Origin of the sequence: Cohnella caldifontis, assembly GCF_029360585.1 — a bacterium.
Lineage (GTDB): Bacteria > Bacillota > Bacilli > Paenibacillales > Paenibacillaceae > Cohnella > Cohnella caldifontis.
Window position 1 is genome coordinate 13,549 of sequence record NZ_JAQZSJ010000029.1, and the last position, 25,399, is coordinate 38,947.

Consider the following 25,399-nt stretch of genomic DNA (forward strand, 5'->3'; position numbering starts at 1 on the left):
CAGTTCCATTTTTCCCCCGGAATTGCGCAAACAAACCCCTTGAAGGTGACCTTCAAGGGGTTTGATCGAATGCGCAAGCCGAAATTACTTAACTTCCACTTTCGCGCCGGCTTCTTCGAGCTTCGCTTTGACGGAATCGGCTTCTTCTTTGCCGACTTTTTCTTTGATCGGCTTCGGAGCGTTGTCGACCAGGTCTTTCGCTTCTTTCAGGCCGAGACCCGTGATTTCGCGAACCGCCTTGATGACGTTGATTTTGGAAGCGCCGGCATCCGCCAGGATGACGTCGAATTCCGTTTGCTCTTCGGCTTCGGCTGCCGCGCCTGCGCCGCCGGCTACGACTGCTACCGGTGCGGCGGCGGTTACGCCGAATTCTTCTTCGATGGCTTTAACCAGATCGTTCAGTTCGAGAACGGTCATGTTTTTGATGGCTTCCAAGATTTGCTCTTTGCTCATTTGGATATACCCTCCATTATGATTTGATGTTTCAAGCGGTTAACGCTTGGTTTCGGTCAAACATTCTTATGCCGTGGCTTCGTTCTTTTCCGCCACTGCCTTGACGGCGAGCGCGACGTTGCGCATCGGCGCCTGCAGCACGCTGAGCAGCATGGAAAGCAGGCCTTCGCGAGACGGCAGGTTGGCAAGCGCTTGGATCTGGGCCGTATCGACGACGCGGCCTTCCACGACGCCGCCCTTGATTTTCAGGGCTTCGTTCTTCTTCGCGAACTCGTTCAGGATTTTCGCGGGCGCAACCGCGTCCTTTCCGAATGCGACGGCGGTCGGACCGGTCAGAACCGATTCCAGTTCCCCGAGATCGACGCTGCCGGCTGCACGGCTGACGAGCGAGTTCTTCAATACTTGGAACTCGACGCCGGCTTCGCGCAGCTGTTTGCGGAGCTCGGTCACTTGCGCGACGTTCAGTCCGCGGTAGTCCGCGACGACCGTCGTCGTGCTTTCCTTCAGCTTCGCCGCGATTTCGTCAACCGCTTGTTGCTTCGCTGCGATGATTTTGGCATTTGCCATCGTCTGCACCTCCTGGTTCATGATTCACCGTATCGGACATTTCCTGGCCGTGGTCCATAAGAAATGCCCCCGCAGACGCGGGGGCACGAGGAAATCAAAATCGGAATTCCGCAACTGCGCGCAGCTGCTCCGTTGATTGTATCCACACACCTCGGTAGGAAATTAAGCCTGCCGCGCGAACGGTTAGTCGCGCACTCGGCACCTACGGTCTACGGTCGGTTTATTCAATTTCACAACCCAGACATCATACCATTGCCGATTGCCGCTGTCAAACGGCAATTAGCGGTAGTTCGCCGCGTTAACGCGGGCGCCCGGTCCCATCGTCGAGGAAATCGAGATGTTCTTCAGGTAGATGCCTTTGGCTGCCGCCGGCTTCGCCCGGTTCAGCGCGTCGATCAGGGCTTTGAGGTTATCGTTCAGCTTGTCGGCGTCGAACGAAACTTTGCCGATCGGTGCGTGAATTTGTCCGGCTTTGTCCAGACGGTATTCGATTTTACCGGCTTTGATCTCTTGGATCGCTTTGGCTACGTCGAACGTAACCGTGCCGGCTTTCGGGTTCGGCATGAGGCCTTTGCCGCCGAGGATACGGCCCAGCTTACCCACTTCGCTCATCATGTCCGGGGTCGCGACGCAGACGTCGAACTCGAACCAACCCTGTTGGATTTTATTGATGAGGTCTTGATCCCCGACGTAATCCGCTCCGGCTGCTTCAGCCTCTTTGACTTTGTCGCCTTTGGCGAATACGAGGACGCGCTTCGTTTTGCCCGTGCCGTGCGGCAGGACGACGACGCCGCGCACGTTCTGGTCTTGTTTTCTCGGATCTACGCCGAGACGGACGGCTGCTTCGACGGTTTCGTCGAACTTGGCCGATGCCGCTTTCTTCACGAGCTCGATCGCTTCCAACGGTTCGTAGGTCGCGTCGCGGTCGATCAGCTTTACGGCTTCCGAGTATTTCTTGCCGTGTTTGGCCATGTTGTTCTCCTCCTTGCGTGGTAATAACGGAAGTCTCCTCCCACAAGCGCACTCGAATGAGTGCGCGGCCCGTGCCAAACGACCGTAGTCGAGGGCACGAATACGCGACAAACGCCGCGCGGACGGTGAGCCGCCGAGGCACGGCCATCTCACCACTAGCGAGCTCGAACGAGCGCGCGGACGCCGATCCGGCTTTGCGGCCGGAACGCGTCAGTCGACGATCGTAACGCCCATGCTGCGGGCGGTGCCTTCGATCATCCGCATAGCCGCTTCCACGGAAGCCGCGTTCAAGTCTTGCATTTTCTGCTCGGCGATCGCGCGGACTTTGTCCCGCTTTACCGTAGCGACTTTCTTCTTGTTCGGCTCGCCGGATCCTTTTTCGATCCCGGCTGCGACGCGCAGCAATACCGCTGCCGGCGGCGTTTTCGTCTCGAACGTGAAGGAACGGTCCTCGAATACGGAGATCACGACCGGAATGATCAGGCCGGCTTGATCCGCCGTACGGGCGTTGAATTCCTTACAGAACGCCATGATGTTAACGCCTGCTTGACCAAGAGCCGGACCGATCGGCGGCGCCGGGTTGGCTTTGCCGGCGGGTACCTGCAGCTTGACCAATTTGATGACTTTCTTTGCCATGATGCACACCTCCTTGCCCCATAATGCGGTACGACGGGGCGTTTCGCCCCTCCCGCTCTTGCCGTAAAAACGAACCCCCGCCCTCCGAAGACGACGAAGCCGTTTTTACTCGGAAACGGTGAAAATTATATTTTCTCCACTTGAGTGAAATCCAACTCAACTGGCGTTTCCCTGCCGAACATGTTGACGTGAACCTTCAGCTTCATCTTGTCGTGCAGAATCTCTTCCACGCTCCCGACAAAATTGGCGAAAGGTCCGACTTTGACGCGGACATTCTCCTTGAGCTCGAATTCGATGACCGGCTTCGGCTCTTCCAGGCCCATATGATGGAGAATCTGTTCCGCTTCTTCGGGCAGCAGAGGCGTCGGCTTCGATCCAGATCCGGTGGAACCGACGAATCCGGTGACGCCCGGCGTATTGCGGACCACGTACCAAGAGTCGTCCGTTTGGATCATTTCAACGAGAACGTAGCCGGGATACACTTTGCGCATCACCGTCTTTTTCTTGCCGTCCTTGTTGACGATCTCCTCTTCCATCGGAACGAGCACGCGGAAAATCTTATCCTGCATGCCCATTGATTCCACGCGTTTCTCCAGGTTGGTTTTCACCTTGTTCTCATACCCGGAGTACGTGTGCACGACGTACCATCTTTTTTCCATGGGAAGATCCACCTTTGGTTCCCGGCGTTAAATGACGAGATCGACGAGTTGAGAAATTCCGATATCCAGCGCCCAGAAGTAGAGGGTAACGAGCAGCACGGTCACGATGACGATGACGGTGTAGCTGACCAGCTCTTTCCGGTTCGGCCAACGGACTTTCTTGAGTTCGCTCCAGCTTTCGCCAAAAAACGAAAAAAAGGACCCAAAGCTCTGTTTCATTTTGGCCAGGAAAGTCACGCCCATACCTCCTAGGACTTAGCGCGTTTCGCGGTGAGGAGTGTGTTCATTGCAGTGTCTGCAGAACTTTTTCAACTCCATGCGATCCGAATGGGTCCGCTTGTTCTTCGTCGACGTGTAGTTTCGCTGCTTGCAGTTGGTGCAAGCGAGAGTGATGATGACCCGCATCCCTTCCACCTCCCGGGACATTAGCTCATAAAAAAAGAATCGATCCGGCGGCACAGCGTACGACTCCGATAGGGCGGAGCGTCCGTCCTGCGCTGACCAAGTCCGTCAATGCAACGAAACCTGGCGTTTCGCCGATGATTCAGGGCCTGCGCACATCATGCCACCTTAAAGGTTACTAAAATAATTTATCACAGGCCTATATTGATGTCAACGGAAAGAATGGGGAGGCGCCTTCCGGCCTCAGAGCCTAGCTACATTCTTTCTACTTTTCGCCGGGTTTAACCGTCCGCGGTCCGGCATGCCGCTTAAGAGTTTTCATGGAGTAAACGAGTTTCCCGGCTTTGGCGCAACCGATGGGGTCGCGAGTAAACCATGCGGCTTTCGCGTCCTGTTCGACTGGGATCCGGAGCTGCGGGCGATAAACCGTCAGGGAGAAATTCGTCCCTGACGGTCCTTTTGAATCGTGCCTCTGCAGTCACTCATCAGTAACTTACCCACGATATCCTCAATCCTGTAATCGAATGAACATGACCATTGGGACCCGTTTGTCCAGAGGGGCGGGGGTTAAGCTTGCGCGGCAAGCTTAATCAGCTGTTGCCCCCTACGTTGGCGGGGATTAAGCTTGCGCGGCAGGCTTAATCAACTGTTGCCCATCCTCCCTCGCCACGGGTTCTGATTCTAACGGACACCGCAGCCGCTATTGGATCAAATCCCCTCATTTTCAAATCGTAACGGACACAGCGACCCTTATCCGTAACCTTTTACGGTTATACGTGGGGCTTTTCGCCCAATAAGCGCAACTGTGTCCGTTAAAATGCGATTTGCCGAAGAGCGCCCCCCATAACGTCTGCTGTGTCCGTTAGCCTTACCGCCTCAGCGAATGGGGTAGCCGGCGTCTGATCGCTCTATGAAAGGGATGGAGCATCCCGAAAATTAAAAAAGCAGCTCGGCAATCGGCTGCTTGATGATTTCGNACGTCTGCTGTGTCCGTTAGCCTTACCGCCTCAGCGAATGGGGTAGCCGGCGTCTGATCGCTCTATGAAAGGGATGGAGCATCCCGAAAATTAAAAAAGCAGCTCGGCAATCGGCTGCTTGATGATTTCGCGGGTTATGAAATCAACTGACGAGATTCCGGACCTCCAAGTACTTCTCCAGCTTGCGCTTCACGCGCTGCAGCGCGTTGTCGATGGACTTGACGTGCCGGTCCAAATCCACGGCGATCTCCTGATAGGAACGGCCGTCCAAATAGAGCATGAGCACCTTGCGTTCCAGGTCGCTCAGGATTTCGGACATCTTGTCCTCCAGGCCGAAAAACTCTTCCTGGTTGATGATCATTTCTTCCGGATCGCACACGCGGGAGCCGCAAATGACGTCCAGCAGCGTACGGTCGGAGTCTTCGTCATAGATCGGCTTGTCCAAAGAAACGTAGGAGTTCAAAGGAATGTGCTTCTGGCGGGTCGCCGTCTTGATGGCCGTGATGATCTGGCGGGTAATGCACAGCTCCGCGAACGCCTTGAACGACGCGAGCTTATCGCCTTTGAAGTCGCGGATCGACTTGTAGAGACCGATCATCCCTTCCTGGACGATGTCCTCTCTCTCCGCACCGATCAAAAAATAGGAACGCGCCTTGGCGCGAACGAAATTGCGGTATTTGTTGATGAGGTATTCCAGCGCTTCGCCGTCACCCGAACGGACGAATTCCACGATGTCCTCGTCGGTCTTGAAGTCATATTCGCGAATTGCCAGCTTCTCCAAGTCGACGCTCACGCGCACATCCCTCCGGCCTGCTCCTCTTGCTGGAACCTCTGAATCTACCAAACCCAATCCCATCATACTTGAAGAAACCCGCACCGTCAATGGATTTGAGCCGAAAGGAAGCCGCTTGCCGTGGAAAAAATGCCATCAATCCCCATCCGGAGGAAGCTTACCTTCCATCCCCCTTCTCATTTGCTCCAGCTTCCGCTGAACCTCGCCGCTGACCGCGCCGCCCAAGGGATTGCGCTTGGGCGGGGGTTCCGCCCGGATTCTCGTCTGGATTTCGCGGCGGCTTTGGTCGACCGCCAGCTTGAGTTCCCGGGCGGACAAGCGCAAGGCGCCTCTCCCGAACGCCACGTGCTGTTCGACCATATCGGAGGTCGCCACGTAGAGGTTGCGGCGGGCGGACGTCCAGTGTCCGACCAGCCGCTCGATGCACTCGTCCGCCGTTTCCCGCTCCCGCGTATAGACGACCTGCAGCCGCCGGTGGCGGAAGGAGGAACCGAGCCCGGGCACCCGGAAAGCGTCGAACACGACGATCACCGTCAAGCCCGCGAAGCTCTGGAAATCCGAAAGCATGTCCAGAAGCCGGTCCCTCGCGTCTTCGAGCTTGTCCTGCTTGAGCGCCGCGAGTTCCCGCCAAGCGCCGATCATGTTGTAGCCGTCGACGATGAGGACGTCCTCACGACGGAGCATGGCCGTCTCCGCCCTGCTTTCCGCCAGCGGAACCGGCCCCCGCCCTGCGCTGCCGGACGGCTTCGTACAGAATGACCCCGGCGGCGACCGATGCGTTCAGCGAGTTGATCTTGCCGAACATCGGCAGCGAGACGAGGAAATCGCAGCGTTCGCGCACCAGCCGGGACAAGCCGCGCCCTTCGTTGCCGATCACGATCGCGAGCGGCCCCGTCAGATTGGCCCGGTAGACCTCGGTTCCGGCTTCGCCCGCCGCGCCCGCGATCCATACGCCGGCTTCCTTCAGCTTGTCGATCGTCTGCGCCAGATTGGGCACGCGGGCGACGGGGACGTATTCCACCGCGCCGGCGGACGTTTTGGCCACGACCGCGGTCAGTCCCGCGCTCCGCCGCTTCGGCACGATGACGCCGTGAACGCCCGTGCACTCCGCCGTCCGCAGCACGGAGCCCAGGTTATGCGGATCCTCCACCTCGTCCAGCAGCACCAGAAAGGGGGACTCCCCTTTCTCCGCGGCTAACGCGAGGATTTCCTCCACGTCGGCGTAGGAGGCGGCAGCCGCTTGGGCGACGACGCCCTGATGGGGAAGCCCTTGCGCCATTTGGTCCAGCTTGCGCTTGTCCGCCTGCTGCACGACGACGCCCCGGGCTTTGGCCGCTTCGAGGATCGGGGCGATCTGACCGCGCTGAACCTGCTCCGACACCCAAATCTTGTTCAGCGGACGGCCGGCTTTGAGCGCTTCGAGCACAGGGTGCTTGCCGGCCAGGTACGACTCGTCCCCTTCGCGGCTTTCCGCTCCCTCTTCCGGTCCTTGACCGCGATTCCGATGGTTCATGGCTGATCTTCCTTTAGCGTGAGATTACCGGGCTTCGCTTCCCCCGAAAGCGGACCTTCCGACGGAGCGAAGGCCAGATCGATCAATTGTTCCAACCTTCCTCGTTCCCCGCGGTAGAACAAGTACCCGACGAGGCACTCCAACGCCGTGGCGTGCCGGTAATCGCCGGGGTCGGCGTTCTTCGGCGGCTGGCCGGACTTCGTATTGCGGCCCCGCCGCACGACGTCGGCCTCTTCTTCGCCGAGCAGCGGCATCCAGCGCTGCAGCAGCCGGGCTTGGGCGGCGGCCGACACGTACCGCGTCGCTGCCCGGTGCAGCTCATGCGGCTTGCGGATCGGCCCCGCGATCAGGCGCTGGCGCACATACACTTCGAACACCGCGTCCCCGATGTAGGCCAAGACGACCGGCGAGAGCTGCTCCACGGGAATACCGCTGGGCGGCATCGGGGCAATGACGGGGTCGGACGAATAAACCGCCGGTTCCCGGTCCGTCATTTCCGTTTCCACCGGACGCCCTGGGGCGTGTCTTCCAACAGGATGCCCCGTTCGGCGAGCAAATCCCGGATTTCATCCGCGCGGGCGAAGTTCCGATTGCGGCGGGCGTCGGCCCGTTCCGCGATCAAGGCGTCGACTTCTTCGTCCAGCAGCTCGTTCCCCGCTTCCGGAGGAAGCAGGCCGAGCACTTCGTCGAGCGCCGCGATCCGCCGGAGCATTTCACGCAGCACGTTCTCCCGTGCGACCGGCCGCTGGAGGTAGGCGTTCGCTTCGGAGACGAGCTTGAACCAGACCGTGATGGCGTCCGGCGTGCCGAAATCGTCGTCCATCCGTTCGGCGAATTCGTTTTGCAGGGCGTCCAGACGGGCGATGATTCCCGAGTCTTCCGCGTTCGGTTCCGCCGTAAGTCCGGTCTCCACGGCGGCCAGCCGGTGTTTCAGGTTATCGCGGCAGTTGGCGAGCCGCTCGATGCTGTTCTCGGCCTGCTGAACGGTCTCCGTGCTGAAGTTGAGCGGGCTGCGGTAATGCGCCGCCAGCATCAGGTAACGGACCGCCTGGGGCGTCGTCGTTTTGAGAATCTCCCTCACGTTCACGACGTTGCCGAGCGATTTGGACATTTTCTCGTTGTCGAGATTGAGGAACCCGTTATGCATCCAGTATCGCGCGAGCGGCTCGCCCGTCAGCGACTCCGACTGCGCGATTTCGCATTCGTGGTGGGGGAACTGCAGGTCCTGGCCGCCGCCGTGGATGTCCAGCGTTTTGCCGGCGTACCGGAGCGCCATGGCCGAGCATTCGATGTGCCAACCCGGCCGGCCTTCTCCCCATGGACTGGGCCACTTGATCTCGCCGGGCTTCGCGGCTTTCCAGAGCACGAAGTCCTGGGGATTTTCCTTCCGTTTGTCCACTTCGATCCGGATTCCGTACTGCAGCTCGTCGAGGTTTTTGTGGGACAGCTTCCCGTATTCCGGAAAACGGTTCGTCCGGAAATACACGTCGCCGCCGTTCTCGTACGCGATCCCTTTGTCCACGAGCTCCTGGATGAACGCGATGATTTCGGGCATCGTATCCGTAACCCGCGGCGTCACCGTCGGGGCTTTGGCGCGCAGCGCGTCCCGGTCTTCCACGTAAGCGGCGATGAACCGCTCCGCGATCTCGGGAACGGTGGTGCCGAGCTGCTCGGCTTTGCGGATCATCTTGTCGTCGACGTCCGTGAAATTCACGATGAAGTTGACCTCGTACCCCGAATACTCCAAGTACCGGCGCACCACGTCGAAGAAAATGAGCGGTCTGGCGTTGCCGATGTGGATATAGTCGTAAACGGTCGGGCCGCAGACGTACATGTTCACCTTGCCCGGCGTAAGCGGCACGAACGTCTCCATCCGCCGCGTCATGCTGTTGTAGATCCGAAGTGTCACGATTCCACAAGCTCCTTTATCTCTCGTATGTGGTGCTTACCGGTTCGGGCCGTTCCGCGCGCCGGGCTTCCGCCCTCAGCTTTTCGACTTCCGCCTTGAGATCGTTGATCTCCTTCTGCATGAAACGGAACGTCTCGATCAGCGGATCGGGGAGGTTCGTATGGTCCAGCCGGTCCGTCACCCGCAAGCCGTCGCGCTTGACGATGCGGCCCGGTATGCCGACGACGGTGCTGTTCGGGGGCACTTCCCGCAGCACGACCGAGTTGGCGCCGATATTCGAATTGTCCCCTACCTTGAAGGATCCAAGCACCTTCGCGCCGGATGCGATGACCACGCGGTTGCCGATCGTCGGATGGCGCTTGCCCTTTTCTTTGCCGGTTCCGCCGAGCGTCACGCCCTGGTAGATGATGACCTCGTCGCCGATCTCGCAAGTCTCGCCGATGACGACTCCCATGCCGTGGTCGATGAACAGCTTGCGGCCGATCCGCGCGCCGGGATGGATCTCGATGCCGGTGAAAAACCGGCTGATCTGCGAGATCATCCGGGCCACCGTGCACCACTTCCGCCGGTAGAAGAAGTGCGCGACCCGGTGCGCCCATATCGCGTGAAGCCCGGAATAGGTGAAAATCGCTTCGAACCGGCTTCTCGCCGCCGGATCGTTCTCCATCACCGCGTCGACGTCGGACTTGATCGTGCTCCATACCCCCATGCCAATCCCTCCCTTGAACCCTTGTTCCCCGATCGATCCATACTGCGGACGCAGCGAACGGACGTCAGACGGAAAATATAAAAAACGTCCCTGCAGCCTGACGCTGCAGAGACGTATCGTGTCATACGCGGTTCCACCCTGCTTGAGCCATCCCGCCCGGACTTCTCCTGCGGTTATCCGCTCGGGAAATCGGCTCCACCTTATAGGCCTGTAACGGGGCCGACCGGCGCCGCTTAAAGGGTTCGGACGGCTTCGTCCGGATCCCGCTCGGCGGCGCGGCTCCCAGGCGCATTTCCGTTCGGCGTGGAATGAGGCGGTTCTCAGCTGGTGCCGCCCTCTCTGGACATTCCGGTCGCAAACGTACTCTCCTGTTCGTCGCGATGGCTCGATTCAACTCTGATCCTACACCCAGTATAGCCGTTACGGCCCGAAGTGACAAGGGACCGGACATCGGCCGAACGCCGATTGGCCGAACGTCAGGCCCGCGTTTCCAGGGCGCCTTCCAGCCGCTTCAGCACCCGTTCGCGTCCCAGCAGCCAGACCGTGCCGTTCAGGTCCGGTCCGTGCATCTGGCCGGTCAGCGCCACGCGGATCGGCATGAACAAGCCTTTGCCTTTGACGCCGGTCTCGACCTGCACCGCCTTGATCGCGGCTTTAATGCCTTCGACGGTAAAGGAAGCCTCATCCATGCCTTCGATTCGGCGCTTGAACGCCGACAGCACCGTCGGCACGGTCTCCTCGGCGAGCACCGCGCGGGATTCGTCGTCCTCCATCTCGACCGATTCCCGGAAAAAGAGGTCGGAGAGCGGCACGATGTCCGCGCCGAAACGAAGATGGTCGCGGTAAAGGGTGACCAAGGCGGTCGCCCATTCCGACTCCCGGCCGGAAAGCTCCTGCGGCAGCCGGCCCGCGCGCTGCAGCTGCGGCAGGCACAGTTTCGCCAAATCCGCGGGCTCCAGCGTTTTCAGATAATGCTGGCTGATGTGGTTCAGTTTCGCCGTGTCGAAAACGGCCGGGCTCTTCGAAAGCCGGTCCGCATCGAAAATGCCGATCAGCTGCTCCCGCGAGAAAATTTCCTCTTCCCCTTCCGGTGACCAGCCCAACAGCGTGATGAAGTTGAACAGGGCTTCCGGCAAATAGCCCAAATCATCGTATTGCGAAATGAACTGCACGATCGATTCGTCGCGTTTGGACAGCTTTTTGCGGTGCTCGTTCACGATCAGCGTCATATGGCCGAACCGGGGCGGCGTCCAACCGAACGCTTCATAAATCATCAGTTGGCGCGGTGTGTTCGTGATGTGGTCTTCCCCGCGCAGCACGTGGGAAATCTCCATTAAGTGGTCATCCACCGCCACCGCGTAGTTATACGTCGGAATGCCGTCCTTCTTGACGATGACGAAATCCCCGAAATCCTCCGAGCGGAACGAGATTTCGCCCTTGACCATGTCGCCCCACGCATACGTCCGGTCCGCCGGCACGATGAACCGGATGCTCGGAATGCGGCCTTCGGATTCCAAGCGGGTACGGTCTTCGGCCGTGAGATGGCGGCATTTGCCGGAATAGCGGGGCATCTGGTCGCCGCGGGCCGTCTGCTCCTCCCGCTCCTTCTCCAGCTCTTCTTCGGTGCAGTAGCAGCGGTAGGCCAGCCCCCGCTCCAGCAGGTCGTCCGTATGCTTGCGGTAAATGTCCAGGCGCTCCGTCTGGCGGTAGGGACCGTACGGCCCTCCGACGTCGATGCTCTCGTCCCAGTCGACGCCGAGCCACTTGAGGTATTTCAGCTGGCTTTGTTCGCCGCCTTCGACGTTCCGCTTGACGTCGGTATCCTCGATGCGGATGATGAATTCCCCTCCGTGGCGGCGGGCATATAAGTAGTTGAAAATGGCGGTGCGCGCGTTGCCGATATGCAGGTGGCCCGTCGGGCTCGGCGCATACCGCACGCGGACTTTGGATGTCATGGATGAGCAGCCTCCTTCGATCAAATGAATCGATAATCGCGCGAATTACTTCCGGACCAAACATACGACCGCCTGGGCGGCGATGCCTTCCCCGCGGCCGGTGAAGCCGAGCTTCTCCGACGTGGTCGCCTTCACGTTCACCTGCGAAGCCTCCGCCTCCAGCACGCCGGCGATGATCTCCACCATCCGCGGGATGTGCGGCGCCATCTTCGGCGCCTGGGCAATGATCGTCGCGTCGGCGTTGCCGAGCGCATAGCCCCGCTCCTTCGCCAGCGCCCACACGCGCCGCAGCAGCACGACGCTGTCCGCTCCCTTGTAGGCGGGGTCCGTATCGGGAAAATGCTTGCCGATATCGCCCAACGCCAATGCGCCTAGTACGGCGTCGCTGATCGCGTGCAGCAGCACGTCGGCGTCCGAATGGCCCAGCAGTCCCTTCTCAAACGGAATGTCGACCCCTCCGATGATGCAGGGCCGCCCTTCCGCCAGTTGATGCACGTCGAAACCTTGTCCGATCCGAATCATGGCCGTTTACGTCTCCTCCCGGCGCCGCTGCAGGATCAGCTCCGCGAGCAGCAGATCCTCCGGCGTCGTGATTTTCAAGTTGGTCTCGTGCCCGGGAACCGCCGCCACCTTTCGCCCCAGGCGCTCGAACAGCATCGCGTCGTCGGTGGCCGAAGCGCCGGCTTCCTTCGCCAGCCGATGCGCCTCCAGCAGCTCCAGCCGGCCGAACGCCTGGGGCGTCTGCACCGCCAGCAGCGTGGAGCGGTCTGGCGTCCCCACGATCATGCCGCCTTCGGCGACCTTGATCGTATCCTTCACCGGAACGGCCAGCGCCGCCGCTCCGTGTTCCTCCGCCGCCCGGCAGCAGGCTTCGATCCGCTCCGGCGTCACGAGCGGCCGGGCGGCGTCGTGCACGAGCGCGCCTTCGGTCTCCAGCGCCTCAAGCCCCGCCTTCACGCTGGCCTGCCGATCGGCGCCGCCGGCCACCACCGCCCGGACTTTGCCGAACCCGGCGGCGCGGACCAAAGCTTCCACCCGGCCGATCTCATCCGCGGCGGCCGCGATCACGACCGCTTCCGCCCGGGCGCACCGTTCGAACGCCTCCAGCGTCATTTCCAGCACGGAACGGCCCGCCAGCGGCAGGAATACCTTGTTCTCCGGCGCGCCCATCCGCGTGCCCCTTCCGGCCGCAACGACGACGGCTCCCCATCTCATGACCGAGCGATTCCCCTTTGTTCATGAAAAATGCCGAAGAGCGGGACCGTAACGCGCGTCCCGCCCGTATTTTTTTATCATACCTGTTTAGAGCGCTTTTTCCAATAGCTTCGGCTTGGCGAAGATCATGCGGCCCGCGGACGTCTGCAGCACGCTGGTGACGAGCACCTCCATCGTCGTGCCGATGAAATCCCGGCCGCCCTCGACCACGATCATCGTACCGTCGTCCAAATAGGCGACGCCCTGCCCATGTTCTTTGCCGTCCTTGATGACTTGGACGACGATTTCCTCGCCCGGGAGCACGACCGGCTTTACCGCGTTGGCCAAATCGTTGATGTTCAGCACGGAAACGCCTTGCAGCTCGCACACCTTGTTCAGATTGAAATCGTTGGTCACGACCTTGCCCCGCATCGCCTTCGCCAGCTTGACCAGCTTGCTGTCGACTTCGCCCGGCTCTTCCACCGCTTCCTCGTAAATCAGGACCTTGACGTCGAGCTCCTTCTGGATCTTATTCAAAATATCCAACCCTCTCCTCCCCCGGTTGCGCTTGAGCAGATCCGAAGAGTCGGCGATGTGCTGCAGCTCCTCGAGCACGAATTCCGGGATGACCAGCGTGCCTTCGATGAAGCCCGTCTTGCAAATATCCGCGATGCGGCCGTCTATGATGACGCTGGTATCCAAAATCTTGTGCTCTTCGTAACTAGACCGCTCCTCCGCCGGAACCTGCCCCGCTTTGCGGGCCCCGAACCATTCCCCGAGCTCGTCCTTCTTGCGCGAGGCGATCGTCATGCCGGCATACGCCAAGACCACCGTCGCCGCCGCCGCCAGCAATAGCCCGACGCCGGGGATGTTCGACAGAAACGGGTAGAGCAGCGAGCCGACTCCGATTCCCGCGGTCAGTCCCGCAGCGCCCGGAAGCAACTCCCGGACCGGCAACCCCGACGCGCGGTCGATGCCTTGCTGCAGCGAACGAAGCAGCGGGCCGGACATCGCCGTCGCCGCCATCAGCCCGGCGAACGCGCCGATCAGCGCGCCGAACGAGCTGCCGGAAGGCGCCGCCTGCGGCATGCCCAGCAGCGGATTCATCCATGCCGCCCCCCCGGTCGATCTCCATGAAGATAACTCATGCCCGATCAGCGCGCCCATCAAAAGGCCGACCGCCTGAATGACTCTTTTCATCATTCCCGAAACACACTCCTTACGAATCCCTTTCGTTTATTCCGTTACTATTATGTTCCATTTTTTGAGGCGCTAATCTTGCGCTAAGCTTTTCAAGATGAAAACTTCTTCTTTTGAAAAGGCATGAGCCATGCACTATAATGGAGAAGTAGCCAAAATCAGTTAACCGAGGTGGATCCGGATGAGCGCACCCACGCTGCACGAGTTCCAAACCCAGGTATCGGAAGTCCTGCTTCGCCATCGAAGCTTGCTGGATATTATGACCAAGTTCAGCCAGACGGGCGCGTCGATCAATCGGTCGGCGGCCAAGGCGATCACGGAATGCGGCTGCATTGAACTCAACGCCCGGAACCAGGGATTCTCTGAGGATATGGCGTTCGACCAGGCCGCGAAGCAGTCCAAATCCCACCTGAACGGCACCTTGTGCGAGACTTGCCGGGACCATATCCGCAGCGAAATGGGACGCAACCTGTTCTACTTGTCCGCGATGTGCAACCTACTCGGCATCAACCTGGACGACGTGGTCCGGAAGGAATCGGAGAAATGCTCGACGCTTGGGTTTTTCAACCTCACCTGACGGTCGGGACGCGAAAAAGCGGCGCGCCGAATCGCCTCCTCGAAGGCGAAACGGCACGCCGCTCGTTTTTTGAAAAAAACCGGATCGCGCTCTCCATCGAGATCGGATCCGGTAACTTTTCGTACGATTTTCAGGCGCTATGCTCCTGCTCTTGCCGCTCCGCGGCGCGGCTCCTTCTCGTGCGAAGCCGTCTGGGCAGCAGGCGCTCAACGTTTTTTTTTAGTCCCCATAACGCGTACAGCAGCAGCATCGCCAGAATGACTTTCGGGATCGCTTGCTGGAACGAATAAGCCAGCACCGCGGCCGCGACCACCACGATCGGCACGGCCCACATGGCGGCTTTGGGAAGGCCGAGTTTTTTGAAGTTCGGATATTTCATGTTGCTGATCATCAGGAAAGAAAGGGCCAGCGTGCTGATCAGGAGCAGCGATACGTGCAGCTCATGGTGGAACAGCGCCAAGGTCGCCAAGACGCCTCCGGCGGCCGGAATCGGCAGTCCGATGAAATAGCCGGGAATGCCTTCGATCACGTTGAACCGCGCGAGACGGAGCGCTCCGCAAATCGGGAAGACGGCGGTCGCGATCCAGGCGACGGCCGGCGGCATGGACGCTTCCATGAAAGCGGCCTGATACATAATAAAAGCGGGGGCGACCCCGAACGAGATAACGTCGGATAGGGAGTCGAGTTCTTTGCCGAACTCGCTGGTCACATTCAGCGCCCGGGCCACTCTGCCGTCCAGACCGTCGAGCAGCATGGCGATAATCACGAGCAGGGCGGCGCTGTTCACTTCTCCGTTGAAAGACAGGATGATGCTGATAATGCCCAAAACCAGGTTGCCGATCGTAAACATGCTCGGTATGGATTTCGTAATCATCACGTACCCACCTCGACTTTACTATGCCCATTCTTGCCGATCTTTAGAAGCGTTGCCAGGGCATCGAACCTGGGAGCAAAAGCGGACATGTCCGTGACGGAATCGCGAACGCCAAACCTCATTGTATTCCCCGTCATATCTGTCTGTCAATAAACACCTGGTCCTGGATTCTCTTGAGCCCTTCCACGATCGCCCGCGCCCGAACCTCGCCGATTCCGTCGACTTCGTCCAATTCGTCGATCGAAGCATGCACGATGTGCGGCAAAGCTCCGAAACGTTCCACCAGGTTTTGGATGATCACCCCGGGCAGCCGGGGGATTTTGTTCAGCATGCGATAGCCCCGCGGGAGCAGCCCTTCTTCGGCGACGGAGCTGATGGACGGATAGCCCAGCAGGCGGATTAAATACGCGTTGTCCAGCAATTCTTCGGACGTGAGCTTCTTGAGGGAATGGAAAATTTCCCTGACCTTCTCGTCCCCCGGCTCTTTGGCGTAATCCTTGATCAGCAGGAGCGTCTCCTCTTTGGCCGAGCCGGCCAATTCCTCCATCTGCATGCTGATGAGGCGTCCTTCGTTGCCGAGCTCGAGGACGTAGCGGTTGATCTCGCCCATGATCCGCAGCACCATCTCCGCCCTCTGGAGCACGTAAGCGACTTCGTGCATGGTGACGAGTTCTTCGAACTCCAGCGCGGACAAGTTGGTCAGCGCTTGGGTAAACACGGCGCGGTACCGGTCGAGCGTCTGGATCGCCTGGTTGGCTTTCGTCAAGATCACGCCGACTTCTTTCAGCGCGTAGCGAAGCTGTCCTTGATACAAGGTGATGACGTTCCGGCGCTGGGATATCGAAACGACGAGCTTGCCCGTTTGCTTGGCCACCCGCTCCGCGGTCCGGTGCCGGATCCCCGTCTCGATCGATGAGATGTCGGGATTCGGAATCAGCTGCGTATTGGCGTATAAAATCCGTTTGGCGTCTTCGCTGAGGATGATGGCGCCGTCCATTTTGGCCAGTTCGTATAGATAATTGGGGCTGAAATCGCAATTGATCGAAAAGCCGCCGTCGACGACCTTCATGACTTCCGGATCGCAGCCCACGACGATGAGCGCCCCGGTCTTGGCCCGCAGCACGTTCTCCAGCCCGTCGCGGAACGGGGTGCCCGGCGCCACCATCTGCAGCAGCTGGTTCATCGTCTCCCGGGGATGATCCTTTTCTCTCTCTTTTTCCTTGTCTTTTTCTTTGTCCTTCGGTTCTTTCATCGGATGGTCCCCCCTCATTCCAAGGCTGCCTTGAGCGCGTCCGCCACCGATCGGACTCCGATAACCTGCAGGCCTGCCGGGGGTTGCCAGCCTTTCAGGCTTTGTTCCGGCAGGATCACGCGTTTGAAACCGAGCTTATGCGCTTCCTTGACTCTCTGTTCCGCCCTGGATACGGCCCGCACCTCGCCCGTGAGCCCGACTTCCCCGAAAATGACGTCATAAGGGCGGGTCGGCAAATCCTTGAAGCTGGACGCCAAGCTGACGGCAGCCGCCAAATCCGCCGCGGGCTCGTCTAATTTGACGCCGCCGGCTACGTTGACGTATGCGTCTTGATTTTGCATGAACATCCCGAGCCGTTTCTCGAGCACGGCGATCACGAGCGACATGCGGTGATGGTCGATCCCCGAGGTCATGCGCCGGGGAGACGGAAAATGGGTCGGGGACACCAGCGCCTGCAGCTCCACGAGCACGGGGCGCGTCCCCTCCATGCTGGCCACCACCGTGGATCCGGCGACGCCGAGCGGCCGCTCCGACAAGAACAGCTCGGAAGGATTCGCCACTTCCCGCAGCCCGTCTTCCGTCATGTCGAAAATCCCGATTTCGTTCGTGGATCCGAACCGGTTTTTCACCGCGCGCAGCAGCCGGTACGTATGGTGGCGTTCCCCCTCGAAATAGAGCACGCAGTCGACCATGTGCTCCAGCAGGCGCGGACCCGCGATGGCCCCTTCTTTCGTGACATGGCCGACCAGCACCGTCGCGACGCCGTTGCCTTTGGAAACGCGCATGAACTGCGCGGTGCACTCCCTCACCTGCGCGACGCTGCCCGGGGCGGACGGCACGTCCGGGCGGTAGACGGTCTGAATGGAATCGATCACGAGAAAGTCCGGCTCCATGGCCGCGACCGCTTCCTCGATGTAATCCAGGTTGGTCTCGCAGAGGACGAACAGCCGGTCGGACAACGCGCCGAGACGATCGGCCCGCAGCTTGGTCTGCCGGACCGATTCCTCGCCGGACACGTACAGGACCTTGAGTCCTTGCAAGGCCAATCGGCTGGCCGTCTGGAGCAGCAGCGTCGATTTGCCGATGCCGGGGTCGCCGCCGACGAGCAGCAGGGAACCCGGGACGAGGCCTCCCCCCAGCACCCGGTTCAGCTCCTGCATGCCCGTCGGAATGCGCGGTTCACGTCCGCTTTCTATATCTATGATGGAACGCGGCTTTTCTTTCGTCCGAACCGCTTCCGTTCTCCCGACGGGGGCTTTGACCACGGTTTCGGCCTCTTCGACCATCGTGTTCCAGCCCCCGCAGCCCGGGCATTTGCCCAGCCATTTCGGCGCTTCCGCGCCGCATTCGGCGCATACGAATTTGACTTTGATTTTGGCCATCGCGATCGCGGTTACTCCTTCTTCGTTCGGTGACGCCTCTCCTTAAAAGTGTAACATTGAATCAGAGCCACCGCCATAACAACCACAGCGCGACCAGCAAGAGGATCACGCCGCCCGACAAGTACGCCAGCACGATCAGCAACTTGCTGAGCAGCACCAGCACCAGCACGGCGGCGACCGCTCCGCCGAGCAGCGCCAGCGGATTCCTCCACCATACGCCTCGCTTCCAGCTTCCGCTCAATATTTTTCCCTCCCTTAGGCGCCCCTGCATCCGGCCGATGGATCGGCCGCGACGGCAAGGTTTCGCGCGCTTATCCGCTACTCCTACGGTATGGCTGGGCCGGGAGGAGGGTGACAGGCGCGGACAAGAAGGGACGACGGATTGAACGACCCCTTCTTCATCTCGTATTCGCTCCCAAGTTGCAGAGGGGGTGGACCAAGGAGGCGATGCACGGAAAAGCCGGACAACGGAAAGGTTTTTGCTGAAATCGGGAGGCGATGCACGGAAAAGCCGGACAACGGCGGGCCCAGGGGCTCATCGTTAAAAAACTTCCCCCTAACCGGATGGTCAGAGGGAAGCGGAGTTGTTTTTGCGAAATCCATTCCAGGTGTTACGCTTTGCTTACGACTTCGTCTTTCTTATGCACCACGAGCTCGCCGTCCTTCTCGTCGATGACGAGCGTGTCGCCTTTGCTGATTTTGCCGAGCAGCAGATCTTCGGACAGCCGGTCCTCGATATGCTTCTGGATCGCGCGGCGCAGCGGACGGGCCCCGTAAGTCGGGTCGAAGCCTTCCTTGGCGAGGAACTCCATCGCGGCATCCGTCAGGTCGAACTGGACGTTCTGCTCCCGGAGGCGCTTCTGCACGTCCGCGGCCATGAGGGACACGATGCGGGCGATGTGCTCCTGCTCCAGCGGGTGGAACACGATCAGCTCGTCGATCCGGTTCAGGAACTCGGGACGGAACGATTTCTTCAGCTCCGCGAGCACCTTTTCCTTCATTTGCTGATAGTCCCGGCCGGCATCTTGCACGGCGGTAAATCCGAGCGACGAATTGCGCTTGATCTGCTCCGCGCCGACGTTGGACGTCATGATGATCAGCGTGTTGCGGAAATCGACCGTGCGGCCCTTGGAGTCGGTCAGGCGGCCGTCCTCCAGCACCTGCAGCAGCACGTTGAACACTTCCGGATGCGCCTTCTCGATTTCGTCCAGCAGGACGACCGAGTACGGCTTGCGGCGGACTTTCTCGGTCAGCTGGCCGCCTTCGTCATAGCCGACGTACCCCGGGGGCGCTCCGACCAGTCGGGACGTGGAGTGCTTCTCCATATACTCCGACATGTCGATGCGGATGACCGCGTTCTCGTCGCCGAACATCGCTTCTGCGAGCGCGCGGGCCAGCTCCGTCTTGCCGACGCCCGTCGGACCGAGGAAGATGAACGAGCCCATCGGGCGCTTCGGATCCTTGAGGCCGGCGCGGGAACGGCGCACGGCGCGGGCGACGGCTTTGACGGCTTCGTCTTGGCCGATGACGCGATCGTGCAGGATGTCCTCCATTTTCAGGAGGCGTTCCGTCTCCTCTTCGGCGAGCTTGCTGACCGGGATGCCGGTCCAGCTGGCGACGACCTGCGCGATGTCTTCCGGCGTTACCTCGGAGTCGGTGCGGCCTTGCTTTTCCTTCCATTGGTTCTTCGTGGCTTCGAGCTCTTCGCGGATTTTCTGCTCGGTGTCGCGCAGGGCGGCCGCTTTCTCGAATTCTTGGCTCTGGACGGCGGAGTCCTTCTCCTTGCGGATGTCCTCCAGGCGGGACTCCAGCTGCTTCAAGTTCGGCGGCACCGTATAGGAGCGGAGCCGGACTTTGGAGCCCGCTTCGTCGATGAGGTCGATCGCTTTATCCGGCAGGAAGCGGTCGGTGATGTAACGGTCCGACAGCTTGACGGCGGCTTCGATCGCCTCGTCGGTGATTTTCACGCGGTGATGCGCTTCGTAGCGGTCGCGCAGGCCGTGAAGGATCTGGATCGCTTCTTCCGGCGTCGGCTGATCGACGGTGATCGGCTGGAAGCGCCGTTCGAGCGCGGCGTCCTTCTCGATGTATTTGCGGTATTCGTCCAGCGTCGTGGCGCCGATGCACTGCAGCTCGCCGCGGGCGAGTGCCGGCTTCAGGATGTTGGAGGCGTCGATGGCGCCTTCCGCCCCGCCGGCCCCGATGAGCGTGTGCAGCTCGTCGATGAACAGGATGACGTTGCCCGCCTGGCGGATCTCATCCATGATTTTCTTGAGCCGGTCTTCGAATTCGCCGCGGTACTTCGTGCCGGCGACGACCGAACCCATGTCGAGCGTCATGACGCGTTTGTCGCGGAGCGTCTCCGGAATCTCGTTGCTGACGATTTTCTGGGCCAGCCCTTCGGCGATGGCGGTTTTGCCGACGCCGGGCTCCCCGATCAGCACCGGATTGTTCTTCGTCCGACGGGACAGCACCTGGATCACGCGTTCGATTTCCTTGGCGCGGCCGATGACGGGATCGATGTTGCCGTCCTTGGCCGCGGCGGTCAAGTCCCGGGCCAAGCCGTCCAGCGTCGGCGTGCTGACGTTCGCCGAAGGACCGTGGTTCGACTGCACGCTTTCGCTGCTGCCCAGCAGCTGCAGTACTTGTTGGCGAGCCTTGTTCAGGCTGATGCCGAGGTTGTTCAGGACGCGGGCCGCCACGCCTTCTCCTTCGCGAATCAGTCCAAGCAGGATATGCTCGGTGCCCACGTAGGTATGTCCCAGCTTGCGCGCCTCATCCATGGAAAGCTCGATCACTTTCTTGGCCCGCGGCGTATACGCGATATTCGTGGGCTGCTCCTGTCCGCGGCCGATCAGGGACTCGACTTCGTCCTGGATCTTCTCCAGTCCCAGCCCGAGGCCGATCAGCGCTTTCGCGGCGATGCTTTCCCCTTCCCGGATCAGGCCCAGCAAAATGTGTTCCGTACCGATGTTGTTGTGTCCCAGGCGCACGGCTTCTTCCTGTGCAAGTGCCAATACCTTCTGCGCACGTTCGGTGAATCTTCCGAACATCATGAGACGACACCTCCCCTGTATTGTCTTAAGGATAATGGATTTAAGAAGAAATCTCCAGTCGGCTGCGGATGAGGTCCGCCCTTGTCATGTCCCGTTGCTCGGGATGGAGGGCCTCTCCGAAGGTCTGCTGCAGGAAACCGGGTTGCGTCGAGACCATCAGCTCGTTCAGCGTTTTCTGGTCTACTTGAGGCAAAATTCCGAGGTGCAGCCCCAGACGCACGTCCGACAGCCGTTGGGCGGCCTCCTTGGAATCGATGATCGCCGCATGCGACAGGATGCCGTAGGATCGGCGGACACGGTCCTCGATCCGGAGCTGGGATTCTTCCATCAGTTTTTTGCGGGCCGCCCGTTCGTGCTCGATCATCTGGCGCGCGACCTGGTGCAAGTTCTCGATGATCTCTTCCTCCGACGCCCCGAGGGTGACTTGGTTGGAGACCTGGAACAGGTTGCCGGTCGCTTCGCTGCCTTCCCCGTACAGCCCCCGGACGGCCAAGCCCACCTGCGTCACGGCGGAGAGAATCCGGTTAATTTGTCCCGTCAGCACGAGCGCCGGCAGATGCATCATGACCGATGCCCGGATGCCGGTCCCGACATTCGTCGGGCAGCTGGTCAAATATCCGTATTTCTCGTCGAACGCGTAATCGATTTGCTCCTCGAACACGTCGTCGATCAGGCTGGCCGTTTTCCAAGCGTCCTCGATCTGGAATCCGGAACGCATGCATTGGATCCGGAGATGGTCCTCTTCGTTGACCATGATGCTGATGTCCTCGTTCTGGCTAAGGATCAGCGCCCCGTTGCGGGATTCGTTCGCGAGGTTGGGACTGATCAAATGTTTCTCGACGAGCACCAGCTTCTCCAGCTCGGTCAGATCGCTCAGCCGGATGAGGTCCAGAGCGCCGAGGCCGTTCAGCCGGCCGTTCTCCGCCACTCCGAGCAGCTGTTCCATGACCGCTTTCGACTGCGCCGGGTTCGCCAGCATCGGAAAAGGCGTCCCCCGCAAATTGCGGGCCAGCCGCACCCGGCTGCTAAGCACGACGTCGAATTCCGGACCTTCTCCCTGCATCCAGCGGCTTAATGCCTGTTTGGCGAAATTTCGCTTCGCCATGTCGTTCACCCCTTTCGGCCTGTCAGCCCGCGCCCATTTCTCTCTCAAGCTCCCGGATCCGGTCCCGGAGCTTGGCGGCGGATTCGAATTCCTCCCGCTCGATCCGGCTCTGCATCTCCTGCTTGAGACGGTCGATTTCTCGTTTGGCTTTGACCTTGCCGCCGGCCCGTTTAGGCACTTTGCCGACATGCGCGGTATTCCCGTGTACCCGTTTGAGCAGCGGATCCAATTTATCGGCGAATTGCTTATAACAATCGCTGCACCCGAAACGTCCGATTTTGCTGAACTGGGCGTACGTCATCCCGCACGTCTCGCAGCGGACCGCCGGCATCGTCCGGGCGGCTCCGTGCGCGCCGGACTGCTCGAAATCGAGCAAGCCGGAAAGCAGGTTGTGGATGGAAAACCCGCTCGGCGTGCCGGGCACGAGCTCTCCCCTCTCCCGGGCGCAGGATTCGCAAATGTGAAGCTCGGTCTTCTCGCCGTTCACGATTTTCGTGAAATGCAGCGAAGCCGGGCGTTTGCCGCATTCCTGACAAAGCATGGGCATCTCCTCCTTCGCGCGGTTTTCGCAGCTGCTGGGCTTTCACGGTTCTGCTGCAGGCGTAATCTATTTGGTCAGCAGTGATATGAGGATGGACCTCAAGATTCTGGCGCGGATTTCGTCGCGGAGCGGAAGCTTAAGCGCCAGCACCTCGCGGGTAATGGCGGCGCGGATCAACCGGGCTTCCCGATCGGTCAGGAAATCGGCTTCCTCCAATTGATAAATTAACCCTTCGGCAGCCGTTTGATCGATTTGATCTCCGACCGTCTCGTGAATGTGACGCTGAACCGCTTCGAGCGAAGGCAGATCGACGCGTTGAATCCGGATGTAGCCTCCGCCGCCCCGTTTGCTTTCTACATAATACCCTTTCTCTAAGGTAAAACGTGTGCTGATGACGTAATTGATCTGGGAAGGAACGCACGAAAATTTTTCGGCCAAATCGTTACGCTGGATTTCGACGGCGCCATCCGAGCTGTTTTGCAAAATCTGCTTGAGGTAATGTTCGATCAGATCGGAAATGTTGCGCAGCGTCATCACCCCCTTCACGGCGTTCTGACTTTGACTTTCTTTGACTTTAACCACATTATACGCCTTTTTTCCGGGATTGCCAAGTACCGGGCGGGTGACGCTTTCCAATCGGCGCCGGTCCGGTTAACCGTATGGTATTATCATTTCCTCCGGCTTATTTTTCATGACGTTGATCTCCTTCCTCGGCTCCAATCCCATTCCCGTCGATTGTGCAGCATGAAAAAAGACACTTCCACGCGGTAAACGTTAAAGTGTCTTACGGTTAATATCCTGAACGCCTTCAAGATGGAACGGAATCTCCCGATCGGTTCGGATGGCTGCGTTTTCCCGGCTTGCGGGGCGGACCGTACTTCTCGACCCGATAGTCTACGATGTTGCCGTAACGATCCGCTTCGATCGAACAGCAGCCGGTCATCATTTCCTTCACCATTTCCCGCCCGCGTTGGACTCTCGACTTCGCTCCGGAATACGAAATCCCCAGGCGCTCGCTCAGATCCTTTTGCGACAATCCTCTCAATTCGGCCAACTCAAGCGCCTCCCGGTATTTGTCCGGCAAAAACTTCATCACGTTCTGCAAGCCTTCGACGGCGTCGCGAATCGGGGCATCCCCTTCATCGTAAACGTCCTCGACGGGAACGGTCTCCGGGAGTTCCTCGGTTTTCTTGACCTTCCGGAAATAATCCGCTATTTCGTTCCGAGCGATCTGATGAAGCCATGCCCGTATTTTGGCTTTGTCCTGGAGGCCGTGCATTTTCGAAAACGCTTTGACGAACACGTTCTGCACGATGTCGTCCGCTGCCGGATGAAAGCGGGTTTGGCGTCGGACGAATTTGGCGATCGGTTCGTAATGCTGCTCCCATAAGACATCCTTCACCATGGGGACACGCTCCTTCTTTCGGATCCCGATTTTGCGTCCGTTTGATTCGAACCGCGTCATCCTTAATGTAAACCAAATTCAAGGAGGCCGAAAGAGGATGAAGTACAATTTGCTGGGCAATACGGGCGTGCTGGTTTCGGAAATCGCCCTCGGCACGATGACGTTCGGCGGCGGAGAAGGATGGGGGGCATTCGGCGCCCTCGATCAACGGGAGGCCGGGAGATTGGTCGACATGGCGCTGGACGCCGGCGTGAATCTGTTCGACACCGCCGACGCCTACGCGAACGGCAGGGCCGAAGAACTGCTCGGGCAAGCGCTGAAGCCTAAACGGCATCAGGCGATCATCGCGACGAAGGTGAGAGCGCGAACGGGTCCCGGCGCCAACGACATCGGCTTATCGCGGCTGCATATCCTCCGGCAAGTCGATCAAAGCCTGAAACGGCTGGGAACGGACTATATCGACCTGTATCAAGTCCATAACCCGGATCAATTGACCGACTGGGAGGAAACGCTGCGTGCGCTCGACGATCTCGTTCGGAGCGGCAAAGTCCGCTATATCGGCTGCTCGAACCTGCCGGCTTGGCAAATCATGAAGAGCCGGTCCATCTCCGAGACGCGGGGACTGCATGCGTTTAAATCCAACCAAGCCTATTACTCGCTGGCCGCGAGGGATATCGAACGGGAAATCGTTCCGGCCCTGCTGGACCAAAACATGGGCCTGATCGTTTGGAGCCCTCTGGCCGGCGGCTACTTATCCGGCAAATACGCTGCCGACCGGAATCCCGATACCGATCGCCGCCACAACAAAGTCGCTTTCCCGCCAGTCGATCAGGAGAAAGCGTCCCCTGTCCTGGAGGCGCTCCGCGGCATAGCGGAGTCCCGCGGTACCACGATGGCCAAAATCGCGATTGCCTGGCTGCTTCATCAAAGGGCCGTGACCAGCGTGATCGTCGGAGCCAAACGTCCCGAACAGTTGCATGAGAATTTGGAAGCCGGCGACATCGAATTGACGCGGCATGAATTGCACTTGTTGGATGAAGCAAGCCGGTTGCCGATTGAGTACCCTGGATGGCCTTTCTTGGAAAGCAATGAATCGGTAGTCAGAAAACATCCAAGGGTTCGGTGATATTCTGGGTGCGTTTCAGCATACGCAAAAAAATAAGGACACTGCAGAAAACTGCAGCGTCCTTATTCCGCGCCCGACAACTCGGGCATGCATCCTGCCCTGGTCGTCGACTTCGTCGACTGCTCGGGCATGCATCCTGCCT

Annotated in this window: 28 protein-coding genes and 1 other annotated feature; of the genes, 2 read left to right on the forward strand and 26 right to left on the reverse strand. The window is 59.7% G+C overall.

Features of this window, described 5'->3' with window-relative positions; all coding sequences use genetic code 11:
• Positions 1 to 84 precede the first annotated feature (84 nt).
• The 17 genes from rplL to PTZ19_RS24035 all read right to left on the reverse strand — a co-directional run bounded on the left by rplL (position 85) and on the right by PTZ19_RS24035 (position 13,942).
• Positions 85 to 453, reverse strand: coding sequence for a 50S ribosomal protein L7/L12 (gene rplL, locus PTZ19_RS23955; RefSeq protein ID WP_276358159.1), 369 nt, complete (start codon positions 451 to 453; stop codon positions 85 to 87).
• A 66-nt stretch (positions 454 to 519) separates the two neighbouring features.
• Positions 520 to 1,020: a 50S ribosomal protein L10 gene (rplJ, locus tag PTZ19_RS23960; RefSeq protein WP_276358160.1), complete on the reverse strand. Its 501-nt coding sequence runs from the start codon at positions 1,018 to 1,020 to the stop codon at positions 520 to 522.
• Positions 1,021 to 1,070: 50 nt separating this feature from the next.
• Positions 1,071 to 1,253, reverse strand: a sequence feature (ribosomal protein L10 leader region).
• A gap of 46 nt (positions 1,254 to 1,299) precedes the next feature.
• Positions 1,300 to 1,992, reverse strand: coding sequence for a 50S ribosomal protein L1 (gene rplA / locus PTZ19_RS23965; protein ID WP_276358161.1), 693 nt, complete (start codon positions 1,990 to 1,992; stop codon positions 1,300 to 1,302).
• A gap of 210 nt (positions 1,993 to 2,202) precedes the next feature.
• Entirely contained in the window at positions 2,203 to 2,628 is a 426-nt protein-coding gene (gene rplK / locus PTZ19_RS23970; protein ID WP_276358162.1) for a 50S ribosomal protein L11, read from the reverse strand.
• A 125-nt stretch (positions 2,629 to 2,753) separates the two neighbouring features.
• On the reverse strand, positions 2,754 to 3,287 hold the full coding sequence (nusG, locus tag PTZ19_RS23975; protein WP_276358163.1) for a transcription termination/antitermination protein NusG: 534 nt from the start codon (positions 3,285 to 3,287) through the stop codon (positions 2,754 to 2,756).
• Positions 3,288 to 3,314: 27 nt separating this feature from the next.
• The gene (gene secE / locus PTZ19_RS23980) at positions 3,315 to 3,524 is read right to left on the reverse strand and encodes a preprotein translocase subunit SecE (protein ID WP_276358164.1); all 210 of its coding nucleotides are present in this window, start codon (positions 3,522 to 3,524) and stop codon (positions 3,315 to 3,317) included.
• Positions 3,525 to 3,542: 18 nt separating this feature from the next.
• The gene (gene rpmG, locus PTZ19_RS23985) at positions 3,543 to 3,692 is read right to left on the reverse strand and encodes a 50S ribosomal protein L33 (RefSeq protein WP_123042146.1); all 150 of its coding nucleotides are present in this window, start codon (positions 3,690 to 3,692) and stop codon (positions 3,543 to 3,545) included.
• A gap of 1,116 nt (positions 3,693 to 4,808) precedes the next feature.
• Positions 4,809 to 5,459: an RNA polymerase sporulation sigma factor SigH gene (gene sigH / locus PTZ19_RS23990; RefSeq protein ID WP_276358166.1), complete on the reverse strand. Its 651-nt coding sequence runs from the start codon at positions 5,457 to 5,459 to the stop codon at positions 4,809 to 4,811.
• A 135-nt stretch (positions 5,460 to 5,594) separates the two neighbouring features.
• Positions 5,595 to 6,143 (reverse strand): NYN domain-containing protein, encoded by a 549-nt coding sequence (locus tag PTZ19_RS23995; RefSeq protein ID WP_276358167.1) that lies wholly within the window; start codon positions 6,141 to 6,143, stop codon positions 5,595 to 5,597.
• A complete protein-coding gene (rlmB, locus tag PTZ19_RS24000) occupies positions 6,130 to 6,972 on the reverse strand; it encodes a 23S rRNA (guanosine(2251)-2'-O)-methyltransferase RlmB (protein WP_276358168.1) in 843 nt (280 codons plus the stop codon). The genes PTZ19_RS23995 and rlmB overlap by 14 nt, the downstream gene beginning before the upstream one ends.
• The gene (locus PTZ19_RS24005) at positions 6,969 to 7,466 is read right to left on the reverse strand and encodes a Mini-ribonuclease 3 (RefSeq protein ID WP_276358169.1); all 498 of its coding nucleotides are present in this window, start codon (positions 7,464 to 7,466) and stop codon (positions 6,969 to 6,971) included. Before PTZ19_RS24005 ends, rlmB begins: the two co-directional genes overlap by 4 nt.
• On the reverse strand, positions 7,463 to 8,881 hold the full coding sequence (gene cysS, locus PTZ19_RS24010) for a cysteine--tRNA ligase (protein ID WP_276358170.1): 1,419 nt from the start codon (positions 8,879 to 8,881) through the stop codon (positions 7,463 to 7,465). Before cysS ends, PTZ19_RS24005 begins: the two co-directional genes overlap by 4 nt.
• A gap of 16 nt (positions 8,882 to 8,897) precedes the next feature.
• Positions 8,898 to 9,590 carry a serine O-acetyltransferase gene (gene cysE / locus PTZ19_RS24015; protein WP_276358172.1) on the reverse strand — a complete coding sequence of 231 codons (693 nt, stop codon included), beginning with the start codon at positions 9,588 to 9,590 and terminating at the stop codon, positions 8,898 to 8,900.
• 476 nt (positions 9,591 to 10,066) lie between these two features.
• The gene (gene gltX / locus PTZ19_RS24020; RefSeq protein WP_276358174.1) at positions 10,067 to 11,545 is read right to left on the reverse strand and encodes a glutamate--tRNA ligase; all 1,479 of its coding nucleotides are present in this window, start codon (positions 11,543 to 11,545) and stop codon (positions 10,067 to 10,069) included.
• Positions 11,546 to 11,590: 45 nt separating this feature from the next.
• Complete coding sequence (gene ispF / locus PTZ19_RS24025) at positions 11,591 to 12,067, reverse strand: 2-C-methyl-D-erythritol 2,4-cyclodiphosphate synthase (protein WP_276358175.1); 477 nt, start codon at positions 12,065 to 12,067, stop codon at positions 11,591 to 11,593.
• 6 nt (positions 12,068 to 12,073) lie between these two features.
• Positions 12,074 to 12,760, reverse strand: coding sequence for a 2-C-methyl-D-erythritol 4-phosphate cytidylyltransferase (gene ispD / locus PTZ19_RS24030; RefSeq protein ID WP_276358177.1), 687 nt, complete (start codon positions 12,758 to 12,760; stop codon positions 12,074 to 12,076).
• Positions 12,761 to 12,847: 87 nt separating this feature from the next.
• A complete protein-coding gene (locus PTZ19_RS24035) occupies positions 12,848 to 13,942 on the reverse strand; it encodes a PIN/TRAM domain-containing protein (protein ID WP_276358178.1) in 1,095 nt (364 codons plus the stop codon).
• 178 nt (positions 13,943 to 14,120) lie between these two features.
• Here PTZ19_RS24035 and PTZ19_RS24040 point away from each other — a divergent pair, with 178 nt between their 5' ends.
• Positions 14,121 to 14,516 carry a nucleoside triphosphate pyrophosphohydrolase family protein gene (locus PTZ19_RS24040; protein ID WP_276358179.1) on the forward strand — a complete coding sequence of 132 codons (396 nt, stop codon included), beginning with the start codon at positions 14,121 to 14,123 and terminating at the stop codon, positions 14,514 to 14,516.
• Positions 14,517 to 14,646: 130 nt separating this feature from the next.
• On the opposite strand, the gene pssA is transcribed toward PTZ19_RS24040, so the two are convergent.
• The 9 genes from pssA to sigZ form a co-directional block, all read right to left on the reverse strand.
• Entirely contained in the window at positions 14,647 to 15,390 is a 744-nt protein-coding gene (gene pssA / locus PTZ19_RS24045) for a CDP-diacylglycerol--serine O-phosphatidyltransferase (RefSeq protein WP_276358180.1), read from the reverse strand.
• Between the two features lie 133 nt (positions 15,391 to 15,523).
• Complete coding sequence (gene disA / locus PTZ19_RS24050) at positions 15,524 to 16,642, reverse strand: DNA integrity scanning diadenylate cyclase DisA (protein WP_276358182.1); 1,119 nt, start codon at positions 16,640 to 16,642, stop codon at positions 15,524 to 15,526.
• 14 nt (positions 16,643 to 16,656) lie between these two features.
• Entirely contained in the window at positions 16,657 to 18,024 is a 1,368-nt protein-coding gene (gene radA / locus PTZ19_RS24055; protein ID WP_276358183.1) for a DNA repair protein RadA, read from the reverse strand.
• Positions 18,025 to 18,085: 61 nt separating this feature from the next.
• Complete coding sequence (locus PTZ19_RS24060) at positions 18,086 to 18,265, reverse strand: hypothetical protein (protein ID WP_276358185.1); 180 nt, start codon at positions 18,263 to 18,265, stop codon at positions 18,086 to 18,088.
• Between the two features lie 370 nt (positions 18,266 to 18,635).
• The gene (gene clpC, locus PTZ19_RS24065) at positions 18,636 to 21,080 is read right to left on the reverse strand and encodes an ATP-dependent protease ATP-binding subunit ClpC (RefSeq protein ID WP_276358186.1); all 2,445 of its coding nucleotides are present in this window, start codon (positions 21,078 to 21,080) and stop codon (positions 18,636 to 18,638) included.
• Positions 21,081 to 21,120: 40 nt separating this feature from the next.
• On the reverse strand, positions 21,121 to 22,185 hold the full coding sequence (locus PTZ19_RS24070; protein ID WP_276358188.1) for a protein-arginine kinase McsB: 1,065 nt from the start codon (positions 22,183 to 22,185) through the stop codon (positions 21,121 to 21,123).
• Positions 22,186 to 22,207: 22 nt separating this feature from the next.
• A complete protein-coding gene (locus PTZ19_RS24075) occupies positions 22,208 to 22,726 on the reverse strand; it encodes a protein-arginine kinase activator protein McsA (RefSeq protein WP_276358189.1) in 519 nt (172 codons plus the stop codon).
• A gap of 66 nt (positions 22,727 to 22,792) precedes the next feature.
• Complete coding sequence (locus PTZ19_RS24080) at positions 22,793 to 23,254, reverse strand: CtsR family transcriptional regulator (protein ID WP_276358193.1); 462 nt, start codon at positions 23,252 to 23,254, stop codon at positions 22,793 to 22,795.
• A gap of 280 nt (positions 23,255 to 23,534) precedes the next feature.
• Complete coding sequence (gene sigZ, locus PTZ19_RS24085) at positions 23,535 to 24,131, reverse strand: RNA polymerase sigma factor SigZ (RefSeq protein ID WP_276358191.1); 597 nt, start codon at positions 24,129 to 24,131, stop codon at positions 23,535 to 23,537.
• Positions 24,132 to 24,228: 97 nt separating this feature from the next.
• On the opposite strand from sigZ, the gene PTZ19_RS24090 reads away from it, so the two are divergent.
• Positions 24,229 to 25,257, forward strand: a complete 1,029-nt coding sequence (locus tag PTZ19_RS24090; RefSeq protein WP_276358192.1) for an aldo/keto reductase — start codon at positions 24,229 to 24,231, stop codon at positions 25,255 to 25,257.
• Positions 25,258 to 25,399: the final 142 nt, after the last annotated feature.

Excerpts from the sequence above, each read along its gene's own strand:
- PTZ19_RS23995 (WP_276358167.1), bottom strand. The coding sequence starts at position 6,143 with ATGCTCCGTCGTGAGGACGTCCTCATCGTCGACGGCTACAACATGATC.
- rplJ (WP_276358160.1), bottom strand. The coding sequence starts at position 1,020 with ATGGCAAATGCCAAAATCATCGCAGCGAAGCAACAAGCGGTTGACGAA.
- PTZ19_RS24075 (WP_276358189.1), bottom strand. The coding sequence starts at position 22,726 with ATGCTTTGTCAGGAATGCGGCAAACGCCCGGCTTCGCTGCATTTCACG.
- nusG (WP_276358163.1), bottom strand. The coding sequence starts at position 3,287 with ATGGAAAAAAGATGGTACGTCGTGCACACGTACTCCGGGTATGAGAAC.
- PTZ19_RS24005 (WP_276358169.1), bottom strand. The coding sequence starts at position 7,466 with ATGACGGACCGGGAACCGGCGGTTTATTCGTCCGACCCCGTCATTGCC.
- rpmG (WP_123042146.1), bottom strand. The coding sequence starts at position 3,692 with ATGCGGGTCATCATCACTCTCGCTTGCACCAACTGCAAGCAGCGAAAC.
- sigZ (WP_276358191.1), bottom strand. The coding sequence starts at position 24,131 with ATGGTGAAGGATGTCTTATGGGAGCAGCATTACGAACCGATCGCCAAA.
- rplA (WP_276358161.1), bottom strand. The coding sequence starts at position 1,992 with ATGGCCAAACACGGCAAGAAATACTCGGAAGCCGTAAAGCTGATCGAC.
- clpC (WP_276358186.1), bottom strand. The coding sequence starts at position 21,080 with ATGATGTTCGGAAGATTCACCGAACGTGCGCAGAAGGTATTGGCACTT.
- PTZ19_RS24035 (WP_276358178.1), bottom strand. The coding sequence starts at position 13,942 with ATGATGAAAAGAGTCATTCAGGCGGTCGGCCTTTTGATGGGCGCGCTG.
- cysE (WP_276358172.1), bottom strand. The coding sequence starts at position 9,590 with ATGGGGGTATGGAGCACGATCAAGTCCGACGTCGACGCGGTGATGGAG.
- rplK (WP_276358162.1), bottom strand. The coding sequence starts at position 2,628 with ATGGCAAAGAAAGTCATCAAATTGGTCAAGCTGCAGGTACCCGCCGGC.
- PTZ19_RS24040 (WP_276358179.1), top strand. The coding sequence starts at position 14,121 with ATGAGCGCACCCACGCTGCACGAGTTCCAAACCCAGGTATCGGAAGTC.
- radA (WP_276358183.1), bottom strand. The coding sequence starts at position 18,024 with ATGGCCAAAATCAAAGTCAAATTCGTATGCGCCGAATGCGGCGCGGAA.
- rplL (WP_276358159.1), bottom strand. The coding sequence starts at position 453 with ATGAGCAAAGAGCAAATCTTGGAAGCCATCAAAAACATGACCGTTCTC.
- disA (WP_276358182.1), bottom strand. The coding sequence starts at position 16,642 with ATGAAAGAACCGAAGGACAAAGAAAAAGACAAGGAAAAAGAGAGAGAA.
- PTZ19_RS24090 (WP_276358192.1), top strand. The coding sequence starts at position 24,229 with ATGAAGTACAATTTGCTGGGCAATACGGGCGTGCTGGTTTCGGAAATC.
- rlmB (WP_276358168.1), bottom strand. The coding sequence starts at position 6,972 with ATGAACCATCGGAATCGCGGTCAAGGACCGGAAGAGGGAGCGGAAAGC.
- ispF (WP_276358175.1), bottom strand. The coding sequence starts at position 12,067 with ATGATTCGGATCGGACAAGGTTTCGACGTGCATCAACTGGCGGAAGGG.
- pssA (WP_276358180.1), bottom strand. The coding sequence starts at position 15,390 with ATGATTACGAAATCCATACCGAGCATGTTTACGATCGGCAACCTGGTT.
- ispD (WP_276358177.1), bottom strand. The coding sequence starts at position 12,760 with ATGAGATGGGGAGCCGTCGTCGTTGCGGCCGGAAGGGGCACGCGGATG.
- gltX (WP_276358174.1), bottom strand. The coding sequence starts at position 11,545 with ATGACATCCAAAGTCCGCGTGCGGTATGCGCCGAGCCCGACGGGCCAC.
- PTZ19_RS24070 (WP_276358188.1), bottom strand. The coding sequence starts at position 22,185 with ATGGCGAAGCGAAATTTCGCCAAACAGGCATTAAGCCGCTGGATGCAG.